Here is a 17,326-nt window from a genome sequence, read left to right as displayed (position 1 = left end):
ACTATTGTCGCGCGACAAGTTGGGATATAGCGCTTTGGGGTTTGCTTACCACACCTTCGAACTGATGCAGAACCTGCCAGTTTCTAAACTCAGTGGCCAACTCATTCTCCCTGAGCAAGAAATCAGGGTTATGGGGGCGGCCATAGGCTCTCTGCCCGACATTGAAGGTTTCGTAAACGATTAGCCCGGAAGGGACAATGCTATCTCTAATGGCGGCAAACAATGGGCGGTAGAGGTAACGAAAAACAATAATGGCACCAAACTGCTTGCCTTCAAGTGGGTGACCGGTCTCAAGATCAACAAGCCATGTCTTTGCATCTAGTTGCTCTTTGCTAATTATCTCATCAAGCCGGGCAAGCTTTTCCTGATCTTGATCTGCAAACACCACCGGTAGCCCTTTTCTTGCCAGATATAAGCCGTTACGACCACTACCACAGGCCAAGTCCAACACTGCACCGTACTGAGAGGCTAACTTCAACTCGCTGACAAACTTCTCTACTAATGCCGAATGATCCTGACGTGCATTGTCCATTGTCATCAATTCGCCCACTTCTAAAATTCTTATTACGTTCTATCATATTCATTTTATTAAGATGTGGGTAGCAGATAAAAAATATTCATATAAACAGAGATAAAAAAACATCATACCTGAGTATGATGATTGTATTTAAACGATTAACATTCCATGAGCCATTAAACTCTTTGCATACAATTTTGTAGGTGATTAACAAAGATCTCGCATAATAATTTCATATTCTTCCTTGGCTGCATCAATTAGCTGAGTCAAATCTCTGGCATCACTGGGTGTAAGATCAATATGCCATAGTGTATGTGATGGCTTGCAATGCTCTACACAATCCAGGCCCGTTATCTTTCCATGTGTCGAAAAGCACAAATCATCAAAGTCCGCTTCAAGCTTCTTATGTTCCTCCTCGATTTCAACTGATAATATCCCGGTCGGGCTGACGGCAAGATGCGCATGATGGTGCGTGCTCCCTGCAAGCGTGTATGAACGATGTTTGGCGTACATTTATCCTATCTCTGATCTCTATTAGCAAATACAGTTCAAGTATAGATTGCGAATAAATTTTTGGGGTGGCCATTTCTTTCTAAAGCCAACAGTGGATTAGGCTCTAGGGCTGGTCTGATGCGGAAAAATGCTGATTTTGGGGCCATAATTATAGTTCATTCGAAGCCGACTCAAGGCTTCAATTTTGTGATTGGAGCCTCGGCTCAATTAGGAGCTTCACTGATGAGGAAATTATCGATTATCTCAACTCTAACGTTGGTCACTGTTGCTGCATCGCCAGTTTACGCTGCGAGCACCGAGTGGTTTGTTGGTGCAGGTGTCGGTTATCAGGAAGACAGCATCAAGGGCAAATTTGATCAGAACGGAGAAGACAGTACATTCCAATTACGTGGTGGCGCCATTGTTAATGATCATCACCGCCTGATGGGTACCTATAGTTATATAGATAAGTCATCACAAGACCTGCTTTTAGCCTCGTATGACTACCTTCACCCGGTAACAAAACGTGTTGAACTATATGCTGGTGTCTCTGCAGGTCTAGCCGACAGCAAGATACAGCAATCCAGCTCAACAGATTTTGCCTGGGGCGGCCAGATAGGTGCAATCTACGAGCTCAATAAAAACTGGTCTACCGATATTACTTACCGGTACATCGATCAAAACTATGATCAAAATGACACGTCCATCGATTATTCACAACAAATCATGTTGTCAGTAGATTATAAGTTCTAATCGGTCCTCTAATAGCTAAGCGCCTGAAAGAGGATATTTATCCTCTTTCACATAATATAAACGCAAGCATTTCGACAAAATTACTGTCTTCCTTTCCCTTCTTTCCGAGAGTACCTTTACAGCCATTAAGCATTTATTATCACATAACCAACTAGCATAGGTATGCTATAGCTGCCATATGATAAACAATATTTTCATACAGTCCCATCCAGAACAACAGGCGATATTTCTTACATTTCCACGACGCCCTTCAAATAATAACCTTTAACATCGACAGTCACTTGAAGTTTATTTCATTGAGTGGGATTCTGAACATGATGGACAAGGTTAGAAGTGCACTGAGATCGAACTGAAATAATTAAGTAGGTAAACGTTATTCCAACTTTTGACAAAAGGTTTCTGATAGATTCCCACTATGGTGTGGTTATACACAGAAACTTCAAACCTTTATATGCCGATGATATCTATGCTCAATTCTTCGGCCACCACACTGGCGAGGAAATGCTGGCACTCGACAGTTTACTGCATCTTATTGCCCCCCATCAGCGACAAAACGCCATCCAGACCTACAATGCCATCATGTCTGGTGAAGAAAAGCCTAGCATCAAGACCTACCGAAATATCGACACCGAAGGTAACGAGTTCATTGTATTAACTGTCGATCACATTATTGACTGGCAGGGGGTGCCTGCTATCCAGACAACGGTCGTGGATCTGAGCAATCATGTCGATACGCTAAAAAAGCTTCATGCCAGTGAAAAGCGCTACCGTGAACTGGTTGATGGCTCCATTCAAGGAATACTGGTCCACCGTAATTTCGAACCACTGTTTTGCAACCAGGCTTACGCACAGGCATTGGGTTTTAGCAGTGAAGAGGCGCTAATCACCAATGGCTCTATCCTGCCCTTGTACGATCCTTCGTTTCATGAACAGGCGCACCGCAATAACCAGGCTCTCCTGTCCGGGCAAAAAAGCGCGATAAAAACCGAGGCGAAGTGCTATCGAGTTGACGGCTCAGTTGTCTGGCTAGGGCTGTTGTCCCGGCCTGTCACCTGGAACGGCGAGTGTGTTGTTCAGGTAACAACAATGGATATCACCAAGCAGCACCGGCTTCGCGAGCAACTCGAGCACCGAGCCAACTATGACGGTTTGACTGAGCTCATAAACCGCCGCGCTATGTCCGAATTACTTGAACATCAACTTCGTACCCACCAGGCTCTTTCACTACCCTTATGTTGCGTATTGATCGATATTGACGACTTCAAATCGATCAATGATCAACATGGGCACCATATCGGTGACGAAGTCCTGAAGCAGTTTGCCGCCACTTGTCGCAATAACATTCGTCAAAGCGATCACATTGGACGTTGGGGCGGTGAGGAGTTTGTATTGTTACTTCCAGACACAAGTATCGAACAGGCAGAGATTATCGCACAACGACTACGCAAAGACGTGTCCAGGCAGACGATCACAACCAACAACACACAACTTAGATTTACCATCAGTATGGGCGTTGCGACCCTCTCGCATGACGATCACAGTGTAATACATTTGCTCTCACGAGCGGACAAAGCCCTCTACCAAGCGAAACACAATGGTAAAAATCAAGCCGTTCTAGCGAATAGCACAGCGAGGGACTGTTAGTGCGGCCTCTCCTGTGCCCTTCCCCTCGCCCTCTTGCTAATTGACCGCTTCCTGTAACTTGCCTAACTGATACTTTTCGGCATCTTTACGAAGACGGCTCAACTTGGCCACTAATTCTCCCTTCTCCAATGTTTCATCTCCAAAGAAGAAAGCCTCATTTGCCTTCAGCTTTTCGAAATGACATTCGACTAACTCTAGTACCCAATCCGCTTTTTTAAGCGTATAGACACTGCATGACTGGCCATGAAGATCATCAAGCAGGTCAAGCAGGCTCGAACGATAGCTTTCAATAAGGTAGAGCTCATGAAGTGCATCGTCATTATCCAGCGCACGCTGCCAGCGCCGGGTTAATCCTTCAAGATGTTCAATCACAGCCTGGGCAGGCTCAAGCGCTGACAGCTGCTGCAACTTGTGCTGATAGGCAGACAGAGCGCATTGTTTTTCGACCCGGTATAACTCAAACTGTGCTTTCGCTGATAAATTCGTCGGGTTCTTCAAAAAGTAATCAAACAAAAAGCGCGTTTCAAACCGCTCGATACCATGGAAAAGCGGTGTTGCCCTGCCGTTGCTATTAAAGTGCTGCAGAGGATTGAACTGATACATATAGCCAAAATCAAATAACTTTACCTCCCCCTGAGGGCCTAGCAAGATGTTCCCCGGGCAAAAATCCCACTCAAAGAGCCCATTCAGTTCGAGACTAACGATGGCTGAGAATATCTGACTGAAGACATCAGCCGACAAGGTGTGTAACAGTTCGCCCTTTATCCACGGAGAGAGAATAATACCATCTTGATAAGATGCAAATTGAGTATCTACAATATGCTTAAAACTATCTGGGTCACGTTGCTTTAGCTGCGTAATATCTCGTCTTCGCTGAACCTCATTTAAAAATGAAGTCTGTCCGTCAATATTTTTGACTAAGCTCACTTCCCTCTTTTGCTTTAAAGTCCAGTCAGTACCGCCAATTCTAAGATGGTATACCACTGCAGTCAGACCCGAATTAAACGTGTCGACCACATAATCGGACTGAGGTGTCGTCGCTTTGAGCTGCTCTAAAGATACCGGTAGGTCATCCAAGGTACCGACTGTAATATTTTGTCCGCTGCTGACAAAATCGAGCTGCGCTTGTTGTCGTTGTTGTTCCATCATCTTTTCTCCATAAGCGGTCATACGACAAGCGACCAATATATAAACTGTGATGCCATACAAACAGTGATGGAAGTAATAGAACGGGAAATTTTCCCGCAGCTTAGTAATACAGCCATTAAATGTAATGAAAACTCAGTAAATATCATTAATACGCAAAGGAAATAATAGGCATATAGTTTCACTAACATCTAAAAAATCATACCAATAAAAGACTAAAAGCAAGGATTAAAAGTTCAGGTCAGACTGAAAATTTCAATTAGATTTCTCCGACAAGCCAAAGTTCAATAATACTTTTCAATACATTGTGCACAGCCCCATGACAGACCCTTACACATCGCATATTTAATATTTCTCTTAATTCGTCTTTAATTTCGTTCAGATTCACTTGCTGCCAAAGCAACATTTCTCACGTTTTATTCACTTTGCAGCCCTTAAAATCGTTCGGAATTGAGATTATTTTTCAGGGCTGCCTAACAATAATGAAGATATTATGAAACCAGGAGAAAAAGGGTTAACCCGCATTATTCATGCAACAGGTTATTCTCTGCAAGGCCTGAAAGCGGCATGGAAGTATGAAGCCGCATTTCGACAAGAGGTTATTTTATTGGCTGTGCTTTCGGCAGCCACATTTATATTACCCGTAGATAAATATGAACAACTCGCCCTTATAGGGAGCCTTGCCTTAGTGATTATTGTCGAGTTGATTAATTCCGCTATTGAAGCTGTCGTTGACAGAACAGGATCCGAATGGCATGAGCTAAGTGGACGAGCAAAAGATATTGCTTCTGCGGCTGTTCTTGTCACGCTCATATTAGCGGCTCTTATCTGGGCAGTAATTTTACTATAAATCCAAACTATGCGATTTGATAACGCCATGAATAAAATCAAAAATTTCTTATCTTATAAAGAAATAACCTTTGTTAGCTTACCAATATTTCTCGCACTTTACTTTTCACTCATAGTGAACTTTCCAATTTTATCTGAACTGAACACGATCTTAAGCAAGTTAGAGAGCGTAAAGGTTGGCTTCATTATTTCAATTCCGGTGTTCTTTTTTGCCGCCTTTAACTTTATATTCAATTTATTTAGCTGGCCTTACTTGTCGCGGCCCTTCTTTGCCCTTCTTCTTATTGTATCCAGCATGGTCAGTTACGCTATGTACAATTACGGCGTAATTTTTGACTACGGTATGATCGAAAATATTTTTGAAACAGATACCAGTGAAGCAACATCATACCTCAGTCATTACTCCATTTTCTGGACAATGGTAATGGGAGTTCTGCCTGCTCTATTTCTGTGGAAGGTTAAAATCAAGAATGATAAAGGTCCTGTTCGCTTCGTTGTAATGAAAGTTGCTTCAATGGCCACCTCACTACTTATCATTGCCATCATCGCTTTTTTCTTTTACAAAGACTATAGCTCAGTCGGGAGAAACAACAGCTACCTAAAGAAAATGATCATTCCGACTCATTATGTATACAGCGCCGCGAAATACATCAACAATACCTATTTCGCTGAGCCTATCGAATACAAACAAATTGGCCTAGATGCTAAACAAAGCGATACAGCTTTAACAGCAGCACAATCTAAACCTACGCTTTTTGTTTTTGTCCTTGGTGAAACGGCTCGGGCTCAAAACTATGAACTCAATGGTTATGAACGCCCAACCAACCTCTATACTCGTGATTTGGGCATGATCTCTTTCCGGGATGTCAGTTCATGCGGCACCGCTACAGCGGTTTCTGTCCCGTGTATGTATTCTGCCATGCCACAAAGCAGCTATGACAAACAACGGGCCAATAATCAGGATAACTTTCTGGATATCATGCAACGCGCAGGGATTTCGCTACTTTGGAAAGAAAATGACGGAGGCGACAAAGATGTAGCCAAGCGTATTCCGCTATTAGAGATACAGCGTAACGTCAAGAATGAGTTTTGCAACGGAAGTACCTGTTACGACATGGCACTACTGGAAAGCTTTGATAACGATATCTCAGCCATGAAAGGTAACCGTATGCTAACCCTGCATCTTATAGGTAGTCACGGACCAACCTATTATCAGCGCTACCCTGAGGATAAACGCTTCTTCATGCCAGACTGCCCGCGCAGCGATATTGAAAACTGTAGCCGAGAAGAGATTATAAATACTTACGATAATACTATTTTGTATACAGATTTCGTAATAAGCCAAACCATTGCCAAGCTAAAACAGCTGGAAGACAAATATAATACAGCGCTTTTCTATATCTCTGATCATGGCGAGTCCTTGGGTGAAAATGGCTTATATTTACACGGGACACCGTATAGCCTTGCACCAGATCATCAAACTCAAGTGCCGATGATGGCTTGGTTTTCAAGTGGCTTTTCAAAGAGTAAAAAGATTAATACAGACTGCCTTAAACAGGCAGCCGAGAAGAACAGCTACTCGCAAGATAATATTTTTCACTCGATGCTGGGCATCATGGATGTAGAAACGGAAGTGTATAATTCGGGAATGGACATATTTTACCAGTGCCGTAACTAGCCCTCTCTTCCGTGAAAAGGCGGCTTTGGTGACAGCAAGGTCGTCTTTTAATTAACGCTTCTGAACACCATGGAAAGCAAAGCGGTTAAATTCACTACCATCTTCAGTTACCGCTTTATATTTTACAGATCTAGAGCTATTCAAAGAAAGTGGAATAAATACACGACCACTATCATCAGTCTGATAAGTACCTTTCACTTGTGGTTGATTTTCAACGGAAACAACAGCATTTGCAGATGGCTTTCCATTATCTGTCACTTTTATCCAAGCACCATTTTGTGTATCAGAAATGCTTATATCAGCAAATGACATTGAAGAAAATGCAATCAATACAGACGATAGCGCAATATTTACCTTTTTCATCTTAAATTCTCCATCTTTATAATATTGTATCCACCAATAGTTTCTTTAAGTAAAACAAATTTACCTTGTAATACTTCAGAAACAATCGGCTTTGGACTTAGGTTACTCTCTGAAGCTAAACAGAAGTTGAACGTATAGAATTTTTGAAAAAATTCACATTGGTTATATTTAGACACCGCAACATCACCATCTATCAATTCGGGCACTGAATCTAATTACGGTCCCTATCAATAACTTAACGAAGCTTTATTAATTAATTCCCAACTTGCTCAAAAGCTTTTTCCAAGCTGAAATTGGTTTTTGTGGCGCGACATCTTCCTGGCTGGTCTTACGGTCAACCGCGCTCAGATTCTCGAGCTCAGTTTTTGCTTCTGAAATCGCTTTTTCTGCCATTTCAGGCCCCATGGCCAACGCTTCACCATACACCACCTCGACATCGGTAATGCCGATAAAGCCAAGTACTGTTTTCAAATATGGGATCATTACATCTGTTGGACCATCTTTATGCATGCCGCCCCGAGTAGTAACCACAATGGCTTTCTTGCCTGTGATTAAACCAACCGGCCCGGTTTCTGTATAACTAAACGTAACACCTGCGCGCGCAACCAAGTCGATCCAGTTCTTTAGTTGAGTAGGAATGTGAAAGTTATACATTGGCGCGGCAATAACAATCGTATCGTGTGCTTTCAACTCATTAATCAATTGATCAGATTTTGCCAATGTTTCCTTCTGGCGCTCTGATAACTCATCTCCACCGCGCAGGCCACCAGCAATTTCACCATCCAGAACAGGAAGAGGCTGAGCGGCTAAGTCGCGCTCTGTAATATCAGAGGCACTGCCTTCAAGAGAATTTACCAGATGATCAATCAGGCCATTTGACTGAGAGTAATCACCTAGAATGCTTGATTTAAGAACGAGAACTTTAGACATATTGCTATCCTTACTAGATTCGATGCTTGTTGCTGTTGGAATAACTATAGGGACAGCAGACAGATCAAGATAGCGTAAAAATTAGCTAGAGTTGTTCGAATTTTTCGAACGGCTAAAAACCTTATTTATTACCAATAAAAACAAACACTTAATTTCAATACTGTTGCTGATATCTAACTCATCATCACTTTTCATAGTGAGTGCAACAAAAAAACAGGCGGCTATAAAGCAAATATTTATTGCCCTGATATTATCGACTGTTTGTCACTACAGAGACAAGCAGAGCCGAAACCTTTCAATACTATCGATAGAACATATGCAAATGCAGTCCTATTCGATTGATATCGTTCACGATAAAAAAACCGCTTGGCTTTATAAATGTTTACAAGAGTATCCCGTTTTTGACATTTTAAACTTGCGCTGTTGTGAGCCAGAAAGTACAACGTAAAAAATTTCATTAACAACAACCCTTTACCACTAACTAAGAACCAAGTATTAAATTGGTTTCATATTTACTGTTCTATTAGGTGTAAATATAAATATGTAACTTAATCAAATAATATAAAACCAGTAGCTTATAACCTAATCGAGAGAGTCTGCTTGTCAATGAGTAATATAAATGAATCACATCTAGACAATGATCTAAATAACCTGCATAAACACAGCCGTTTTCTTCGAAAAATAGCCTGGTTCGTTGAACTTATTGTTGTGTTCATCGGCCTTTGCATCTCAATATCGCTGATATTGAATGGCGATAACCTAATCGGTACATTTACCCTCTCAGCGCCGTTCGTCATGATCTCACTGGTAGAACTGACCAAAATTCCATTTGTTATCGGGCTGTGGCATTCAAGAAAATCGTTTATTATGTATCTGATCATGCTCTGCTTCTTATGCCTAATCACCTTCGAAACCCTTCTAAATGGCTTTGAAAGAGCATTCTCTTCAATTAATAACCAAATCAATTTGAATGAGATTGAGATCAGTAAAATTGAAAACCAAATCAAGAACAACGACGAAAACATCCTAATTGCATTACAAGACTATGAAGTAAAAACGCAGGAAATCTCTACTGACAAAGAGGCGGTTGATAAGAACTACCGGCAGCAACATGCTAACTTAGTGGCACAAAATGCGCGGCTATCTAAAAATGTTCCGGATCTCAGAAGGTCTTTGAATACGGCACGCAGTGAGCTCACTAAGCTGAAGTTGGAAAAATCAGAGTTACTAAGAGAACTCTCTCTTAAGAAAGAAGAAAGATTCAAATCTAGTCTTGAGCGATCACAAGGCTCTGTTGATATGGTACAAAAGGAGCGTACCCGCCTACTCGAGCAGATAAGCTCACTCACTATCGAGAAACAGCAAGCGCTGGACGACGCGAACTTCTTTACTTCTGATTCAGTCAGGAGAGATTATGATGAAAAGATACGCTATGTCGAAGAGCAGCTAAGCAACATAAACGACAAGACTATCACCGGAAAACAAAATAAGACCGACTTTGAGTCTGTCGAGTTCCTCGATGGTTATTATTCTGATTTACTGTCGCTCAAAGATGACATCATCAAGCAAAAAGAAGATGAAATAAGCTCACTTACACGTAGCTATAATCAAGCCGTAAGCGCCAGCAACAAGAACCTTGCCATTAGGGAAGCCCGATTACTAAAAGAGAAGAAGTCCGCACTTCAGAACTTAGACAACAAACTTGATGAGATCGACATTGCCTTTTCCAGCGAAAAGCAATACATCAACGAAATCAGGCAAGCCAATAACAAGCTTCGCTACGATATTCGCGTTATAGAAATCGAAACCAATACTCTTGCACTTTCTAACCAAGTGTATCGAATGGCATCGTATATCGATAATGTCAGCCACTATAAAGACGTCAAGAAAGAGACACTAACGCTGGTCGGTTTATTCTGGTTTGGCACTCTCGCGCTTATTGGCTCTATTACCGGTATCGCCCTGACACTATCTGGCTTGCATTTGCATAGTCTTGCCACCAAACGTGATAAGAAACAATCAGTCGAATTAACGCAAGCTACTGCCTAATACTCTAATCTGTTGCAAAGCTAAGCCACAGAGAAGAGCCCTAATCAGGTGCTGATTAGGGCTCTTAAATTTGAACTACTCATTGTTACAGCACACGTTTGTCTTATTACAAATTCACGGCCTGATTTATTACTTCCGTGCTACAACAACAGTTCCGGCCACGGCGCTTTGCTTCATACAAGGCATCATCGGCAGCCTCCAGCAATTTTCGTGATGAAAATGCCAAATCAGGAACTACAGTAGAGACGCCGACGCTGATAGTCAGATGCTGGTGTGACAACGAAGAGCTATGCGGAATATTCAGCTCATCGATACTTTCCCTGATCCGCTCTGCCGCCAACATGACGCCTTCACGGTCAGTTTCTGGAAGTATAATGGCAAATTCTTCACCGCCGATGCGGGCTATTTTATCCATCTCACGCAATGGAACACTTGCCAGCGTACGAGCGACCTCCCTGAGACAGTCGTCTCCTGCCTGATGCCCGTAGGTGTCGTTATAGGCCTTGAAATGATCAATATCCAAAATGATAAAAGAAAGCGGCTGCTGTGAACGTATTCCCCGCTTCCACTCCTCATTAAGCACTTCATCGAAACGCCTACGGTTAAACAATCCAGTCAAACCATCAGTGGTAGAAAGCAACAGAAGCTGCTCGTTTGTTTCTTCAAGTTGCTGCTGAAGCTCTTCAAGCTCAACAAGCTTGCGGTCAAACTCCTGAGTTTTTTCGCGCAACGCTTCTTTCTGTTCATAGAGTTCGATAAAGACACCTACTTTACTCTGAAACATCACAGGAATAAGGGGCTTAAGCAAATAATCAACAGCGCCTGACTCATAACCTCTGAAGATATGCGAAGGGGCCTTCGAGGCTGCGGTAACAAAAATAATCGGGATATGTTTATTTTTTTTATTTCCCCGCATTAGTTCGGCAACTTCATAACCATCCATTCCCGGCATCTGTACATCAAGCAATATCAATGCAAAGTCATGATCCAACGTATGCGCCAAGGCTTCTTCGCCTGAGTTGGCTTTTATCAGCTCAACATTAAAAGGCTCAAGTAAGCCTTCCAGAGCCAGCAGGTTTTCTGGTCTATCATCAACAATCAGTATCTTGGGAATAGCCATAATCAGTCAGTGGTACAAAGTGAATTTAAAAAACAGCCTATCTCGTTCAAGGGAAGGATGTAATCAACGTCTGCGGCCTCAATAGCCGCCCTTGGCATAGCTTCAGCCTCTGCGGTCTCAGGAGACTGAACCACAGCCAACCCTCCAAACTGCTTAATTCGTGCCATTCCGGCAGCACCATCTGAGTTTGCGCCGGTTAATACCACCCCGACTAACTCGTCTAAATAAGCATCAGCTGCTGTTTCAAACAATACGTCAATGGAAGGGCGGGAAAAATTCACCCGTTCCTCTGTCGAAAGCGCTATTGCCTGGTTGTATTCAACCAGCAAATGATAATTGGGAGGAGCGAAGTAAATCACCCCTCCCTCTATCTGCTCTTTATCTTCCGCTTCTTTAACTTCCAGCAAACATCGTTGGCTGAAGTGAATGGGTAGATAATTTTCTGATGTCGGGCTGACGTGCTGAACAACCAAGACAGGAAGCGAAAATGTGCGGTCAAGAGCTGGCAATATTTTATCTAGCGCAGCCAAGCCTCCGGCTGAAACGCCAATGACTACTGCTCGATAATGCCTGCTCGTGCTCATTTCAACATTCCCTAAAATGTGCGTTTTTTCCGGTATATTTTTTCGCGCTCACATACCACTTCAAATTTATCAACGACATCAGAAAACCTGATACTTTCCTTGGAACCCAGACAGAGGAAACCGCCTGGACACAAACTATCGCAAAACAACTGTAACACCCTGTTCTGCAACTCCCTATTGAAATATATCAATACGTTACGGCAAAAGATAATGTTCATCTCACCGAACACACCGTCTGTTACCAGGTTATGAGGCGAAAAGAGAACTTTATCCTTAAGCGAGCTGTTTATTGCCACGTTATCATAGTCGGCGGTGTAATAGTCCGAAAAAGAGCCTGTTCCACCCGCTTTCTGATAATTGGCGGTATACTCGCGAACGAGATCCATCGGATAAATCCCCTGCTTCGCCTTTTCAAGGATCCGCTCGTTGAAGTCAGTCGCATAGATCTGAACGCGATCCTTAACCCCTTCTTCCTCAAGCAAGATCCCCATTGAATACACCTCTTGCCCCGACGAACAACCGGCATGCCACACTTTGATAAATGGGTAGGTTTTCAGGTGAGGGATCACGGTATCGCGAACTTTTTGGTAGAACCAGGGGTCTCTGAACATCTCAGTGACATTGATAGACAGATCGAGCAGTACCTTGTTAAAAAACGGCTCTTCACGGATCACCCTGTGCTGCATTTCAGAGAAACTTCTCAGCCCCTCATGAGCTCGCCTGTTCTCCAGCCTCCGCTTAGTATGTGCAAAGGCATAATTTCGGAAATCATAGCCATATTTACGAAATATGGCCTCTAGCAGCAGCTGGATCTCCAGCTGCTCGTCTGAAATTGTTATTGTGTTAGACATTAGTACAACCAAACCCTCAACATAGATAGCAGCTTGTCGGTATCCACTGGCTTAGCAAGGTAATCACTTGCCCCCGCCTCGATACATTTACTGCGGTCCCCCTTCATTGCCTTGGCTGTCAGCGCAATAATCGGCAACTTAGCAAACTCGCGCTGTTTGCGTATTTCTCGCATCGCTTCATAGCCATCCATCTTCGGCATCATAATGTCCATCAATATACCGTCGATATCGTTTTCTTCTTTGAGCTTATCGAGGCATTCTAGTCCGTTTCGAGCTATCAGCACTTCCATACCTTTCTCTTCCAGCACGCTGGATAACGCAAAGACATTACGCATATCATCATCCACCAGCAACATGGTCTTGCCGTTAAGCACTGCTTCCTTGTCATGGATCATCTTCAGCATGTCTCGCTGCTCATCAGGCAGGTTGGCTTCGACACGATGCAAGAACAGCGCCGACTCATCAAGCAAACGCTCTGGTGATTTTACCCCTTTGATGATGATACTTTCGGCGTAGTAGTTGAGCTCTTTTTCCTCATCACGGGTCAAGTCACGGCCGGTATAGATAATAATCGGGACACGGGCTGCCGTTTCGCTTTTACGAATGCACTCTAGCAAATCAAAGCCAGACATATCCCCCAACCCGAGATCCAGCACCATGCAGTCATACATACCATTTTCCAACTCCTGCAAGGCTTCTGCTCCCGATCCGACAGCAGTGATGCTGACATCTCCGTCGCCAATCAACTCTCTGATACTTTCTCGCTGGACATCGTCATCTTCGACGATAAGCAAACGACTGACCGGCTTGGAGATAATATCTTCAATTTTTCCGAATGCTTTATCCATCTTGTTGATGTCGACAGGCTTGGTCAGATACCCAATAGCCCCCATTCGCATCGCATCCAAGGTGCTGTCATTGGCCGACATAAAGTGAACAGGAATGTGGCGCAGATCGGAGTTGTCCTTCAAACGCTCCATGACTGTCCAGCCATCAATGCCCGGCAGTCCGATATCGAGAATAATAGCGCTAGGTTTGTAGAAATCGGCATAATGAAGGCCAGATTCACCATCTTCGGCAACGATACATTTAAAGCCCCGCTCCCTGCCGAAATCGCGCATCACTTTGGCAAAAGCGCAATCATCTTCGATAATGAGCAAACTCTTCGAATCTGCAGTGATCTCTTTACGGTCGTCATCGACAAACTCATTCTCCAGCGAGTGCAATTGCAGCACTTCTGTACCATGTATTGGTGGAAGAGGTTGTGGCTGTGGTCTGTGTTCCACAACTTGCGGTTCAGCCGTCTCTGGTTCCTTGACCAGGTGAATAACCGACGCCATTTCAGTGCTCACTTCCGGTTCCGGGAGCTCATCTATCTGCGTCATTTGCTCTGCCTTGGCAAGTGGCAGCACGATAGAGAAGATACTCCCTTTGCCTTCTTCACTTTCAAGATAAATTCTACCACCCAGCAGATGGGTCAGTTCTTTAGTGATAGATAACCCTAGCCCTGTACCGCCGTAATTTCGGCTGGTACTGCCATCGGCCTGCTGGAATGCCTGGAAGATGGCTAGCTGTTTCTCCTTGGCAATACCGATCCCGTCATCTTTGACCGAAAACTGGATCAGAGACTCAGGTGTCATATTGAGCGGTTTGCAGACTTGCGCTGAAGGCCGTGATATTGCCAGCTGTACCGCTCCTTCATGGGTAAATTTAAAGGCATTGGTCAGCAGGTTACGTAAAATCTGCTGCAGGCGCTGAGAATCGGTTCGCAACGATTTAGGTACGTCATCAGCAATATTCAGCTCAAACGCTACGCCCTTTTCATCGGCGATATCTTTGTAGATACGATTAAGATCGTTGATCAGGCCATCAATTCCCACGTCCTCAATAAAGAGATCGATCTTACCTGCCTCTATCTTGGACAGATCCAAAATCTCGTTAATCAAAGACAGAAGATCCGAGCCTGATGAATTGATCGCATTGGCTGATTCGATTTGCTTATCGGTCAGGTTACCCTCTTTGTTATTGGCAAAGAGCTGGGAAAGAATGAGGATACTGTTCAGTGGCGTTCTCAGTTCGTGAGACATATTGGCCAGAAACTCTGACTTATATTTACTCGCCACTTCCAGCTCGCGGGCTTTCTCTTTGACAACTTCCTGCGCCTGCACCAACTTTTCGTTCTTGGTGAGCATCTCGCCTTTTTGCTCTTCCAACGCCTTGGTACGCTCTTCCAGTTCCTCGTTGGTCACCCGCAGCTCTTCCTGCTGGGCCTGCAACTCAGCTTCTGACTCTTTGAGTACTTTAGCCTGTTCTTCAAGCTCCTCGTTGCTTACACGCAGTTCTTCCTGCTGGGTTTGCAGCACTTCTTCGGACTTCTTGAGCGCATAGGTTTGTTCTTCCAGCTCTTCATTGGTTACCCGCAATTCTTCTTGCTGGCGCTGGGCTTTTTCCAGTAGATCACGGATCACCTGGCGGTTGCTGGCGGCATTGAACATGATGCCGGTATTAAGGATCACTTGCTCAACAAACTGCCGATGCAGTTGAGTAAAATGCTCAGTGGAACCGAGCAACACTGCGCCAAGTAACTTGTCGTCCAGGCTAATAGGGATTGCCATGAAGTTGTTCGGCACCACTTCACCGGCCCCGAAATTGATAGCAGGTACGTTATCAGCCACATTGGTAAAAGTAATCACTTCCTTTTCCAGTGCAGCCTGACCGATCATACCTTCACCCAGCTTAATGTGATTAAAGTTACCGCGGCGATCAGTAAATGCGTAGCTGGCCTGAAGCTCAAGGGTATCTTCACTCGCCAAATACAAAGCACCTAGCTGGGCACCCATATGCTTGCTAAAAAAGGTAATGAATCGAGTCGCAAGATCCGTTGTTTCCAGATCACCACGCAACTGATCATCAAGGGACTCTTTCCCTGACTTAAGCCAATGCTGCTCCTGAAGATTACTCGCCATATTATTCAGCGCTTTGGCCAAATCACCCAGTTCATCTTTTTGCGGCAGCGTCAGGCTCGTAGTTAACTCCCCTTTGGCAATAGCCTGAGCAAACTGCATTCCTTCAATCAAAGGCTGTGTAACAGCACGGGAGATAAAAAAGGCAGCAATAACGATTACTGTAAGCAACAACCCGCCCACGACAAGCATTATCTGATAAATCCTAAAGGTAGGTTGCGTCACCTCATTCTCATCCATCTTTGAGATCAGGTACCAATCTACACCTGGGGCATTGACCTTGTTATAGCTCACTAATACAGGCACACCAGCACTGTCAACATAGGTATCAAATCCACCGTTAAAACCGTTTTCCACGGCCTCATGCCAATAGTCAAGAGGTGGATCGACTGAGTAGCCTACGACATGACGACCGTTGCCCATGGTTTCCATGTTGCTGCGAAATTCGTAGCTGCCATCTTTCTTGCTAACACCAATTAAATAAGATTCGCCGGTCTGCCCCATTCCAATACGAGAATCAACAATACGGGTGATAAGCTCTGCCGACAGCTGTAGCACCAGAACACCTGTCACTTTCCCGTTTTGATCAGATAGCGGCTGGGCAATAAAGGAGGTTTCAGTACCGTTTAGCGGTTCGTAAGGCGAAAAGTCAATAAAGGCAACCTTTCCGGTATCAGTCACTTTGCGCCAGGCTTCGGCCAATCCACTACGGCGGTAGATGCCATTGGTTAGGTTTGTACCCTGGATTCCGGTATCGGAAAGGGAGAACATGACATGGCCGTGTTCGGCACCAAGAATATAGAGATCGCTGTAATCGTAAGCTTCAACATAGTCTTCAAAATGGGGGATATAGCTTTCGGTTAGCAGGGCATATTCACGAGTCCGGACATCGAACGAGCCTGTCGACTGGGTATCAACATCTTGCTGATACTGGTTTAACCTTTGTACCAGTTCAGTCACACGTTCAGAATCTGCAAGGACACTAATATCAGCCAAACGTTCATTGAAGAAATCTTCAATATTGCCTTTTCTAATGGATTGAATAGTGGTCAATCCATCGAAGGATTTATGAATCAAAGCATCAGCAGCCAGTTTGCTACTGAAGTAAACCGCTATCACCATAGGGATAACACCAGTTACTACCAGTAACCCCACCAGCTTGGGGCGAATGCGAAAATCAGCAAAGCGAATCATTGTTACTCCATGAGAGCATTAAAAACAATCGGCTATACAATTAGATACAACTTCACTGTCATTCAATATATCGAGGGGTTTTAGCCTTGACCGAACATGTCAACTTATTGTCGCTCTATTCTGGTCAAGCATCGATCATTGAACTAATGTAATTTGAATTCAGTAGAAATGTGATTCAGGCACCCTGCTGCTC

The 17,326-nt window shown here is 43.9% G+C and carries 14 protein-coding genes; 5 read left to right on the top strand and 9 right to left on the bottom strand.

Annotated elements, in window-relative coordinates; all coding sequences use genetic code 11:
* Window position 1 precedes the first annotated feature (1 nt).
* Window positions 2-538 (bottom strand): methyltransferase domain-containing protein, encoded by a 537-nt coding sequence (locus BIT28_RS01860; protein WP_083651701.1) that lies wholly within the window; start codon window positions 536-538, stop codon window positions 2-4.
* Between the two features lie 186 nt (window positions 539-724).
* Window positions 725-1,030, bottom strand: coding sequence for a hypothetical protein (locus BIT28_RS01855; RefSeq protein WP_075761940.1), 306 nt, complete (start codon window positions 1,028-1,030; stop codon window positions 725-727).
* Window positions 1,031-1,252: 222 nt separating this feature from the next.
* Here BIT28_RS01855 and BIT28_RS01850 point away from each other — a divergent pair, with 222 nt between their 5' ends.
* Window positions 1,253-1,762, top strand: a complete 510-nt coding sequence (locus tag BIT28_RS01850) for a porin family protein (RefSeq protein ID WP_075761939.1) — start codon at window positions 1,253-1,255, stop codon at window positions 1,760-1,762.
* Between the two features lie 420 nt (window positions 1,763-2,182).
* Window positions 2,183-3,406: a sensor domain-containing diguanylate cyclase gene (locus BIT28_RS01845; protein ID WP_083651697.1), complete on the top strand. Its 1,224-nt coding sequence runs from the start codon at window positions 2,183-2,185 to the stop codon at window positions 3,404-3,406.
* A gap of 36 nt (window positions 3,407-3,442) precedes the next feature.
* Here the strand turns inward: BIT28_RS01845 and BIT28_RS01840 are convergent, their stop codons facing one another.
* Complete coding sequence (locus BIT28_RS01840; protein ID WP_075761937.1) at window positions 3,443-4,555, bottom strand: protein kinase family protein; 1,113 nt, start codon at window positions 4,553-4,555, stop codon at window positions 3,443-3,445.
* A gap of 490 nt (window positions 4,556-5,045) precedes the next feature.
* On the opposite strand from BIT28_RS01840, the gene BIT28_RS01835 reads away from it, so the two are divergent.
* A complete protein-coding gene (locus BIT28_RS01835; RefSeq protein WP_075761936.1) occupies window positions 5,046-5,402 on the top strand; it encodes a diacylglycerol kinase in 357 nt (118 codons plus the stop codon).
* A gap of 27 nt (window positions 5,403-5,429) precedes the next feature.
* Window positions 5,430-7,079 (top strand): phosphoethanolamine transferase, encoded by a 1,650-nt coding sequence (locus tag BIT28_RS01830; protein WP_075761970.1) that lies wholly within the window; start codon window positions 5,430-5,432, stop codon window positions 7,077-7,079.
* A gap of 51 nt (window positions 7,080-7,130) precedes the next feature.
* Here BIT28_RS01830 and BIT28_RS01825 read toward each other — a convergent pair whose 3' ends face one another.
* Window positions 7,131-7,442, bottom strand: coding sequence for a hypothetical protein (locus tag BIT28_RS01825; RefSeq protein ID WP_075761935.1), 312 nt, complete (start codon window positions 7,440-7,442; stop codon window positions 7,131-7,133).
* A 249-nt stretch (window positions 7,443-7,691) separates the two neighbouring features.
* A complete protein-coding gene (locus tag BIT28_RS01820) occupies window positions 7,692-8,372 on the bottom strand; it encodes an FMN-dependent NADH-azoreductase (protein WP_083651695.1) in 681 nt (226 codons plus the stop codon).
* A gap of 606 nt (window positions 8,373-8,978) precedes the next feature.
* On the opposite strand from BIT28_RS01820, the gene BIT28_RS01815 reads away from it, so the two are divergent.
* Entirely contained in the window at window positions 8,979-10,421 is a 1,443-nt protein-coding gene (locus BIT28_RS01815) for a coiled-coil domain-containing protein (protein ID WP_075761934.1), read from the top strand.
* A 106-nt stretch (window positions 10,422-10,527) separates the two neighbouring features.
* On the opposite strand, the gene BIT28_RS01810 is transcribed toward BIT28_RS01815, so the two are convergent.
* From BIT28_RS01810 to BIT28_RS01795, 4 genes are read right to left on the bottom strand one after another with little or no spacing between them, the layout of a single operon-like run.
* Entirely contained in the window at window positions 10,528-11,541 is a 1,014-nt protein-coding gene (locus BIT28_RS01810; RefSeq protein ID WP_075761933.1) for a GGDEF domain-containing response regulator, read from the bottom strand.
* A 2-nt stretch (window positions 11,542-11,543) separates the two neighbouring features.
* Window positions 11,544-12,125 (bottom strand): chemotaxis protein CheB, encoded by a 582-nt coding sequence (locus BIT28_RS01805; RefSeq protein WP_075761932.1) that lies wholly within the window; start codon window positions 12,123-12,125, stop codon window positions 11,544-11,546.
* 11 nt (window positions 12,126-12,136) lie between these two features.
* Window positions 12,137-12,976: a CheR family methyltransferase gene (locus tag BIT28_RS01800; RefSeq protein WP_075761931.1), complete on the bottom strand. Its 840-nt coding sequence runs from the start codon at window positions 12,974-12,976 to the stop codon at window positions 12,137-12,139.
* A complete protein-coding gene (locus BIT28_RS01795) occupies window positions 12,976-17,133 on the bottom strand; it encodes a response regulator (RefSeq protein ID WP_075761930.1) in 4,158 nt (1,385 codons plus the stop codon). Before BIT28_RS01795 ends, BIT28_RS01800 begins: the two co-directional genes overlap by 1 nt.
* Window positions 17,134-17,326 lie beyond the last annotated feature (193 nt).

Source organism: Photobacterium proteolyticum (assembly GCF_001939735.1).
Lineage (GTDB): Bacteria > Pseudomonadota > Gammaproteobacteria > Enterobacterales > Vibrionaceae > Photobacterium > Photobacterium proteolyticum.
This window is presented reverse-complemented; position numbering and strand designations above follow the sequence as displayed.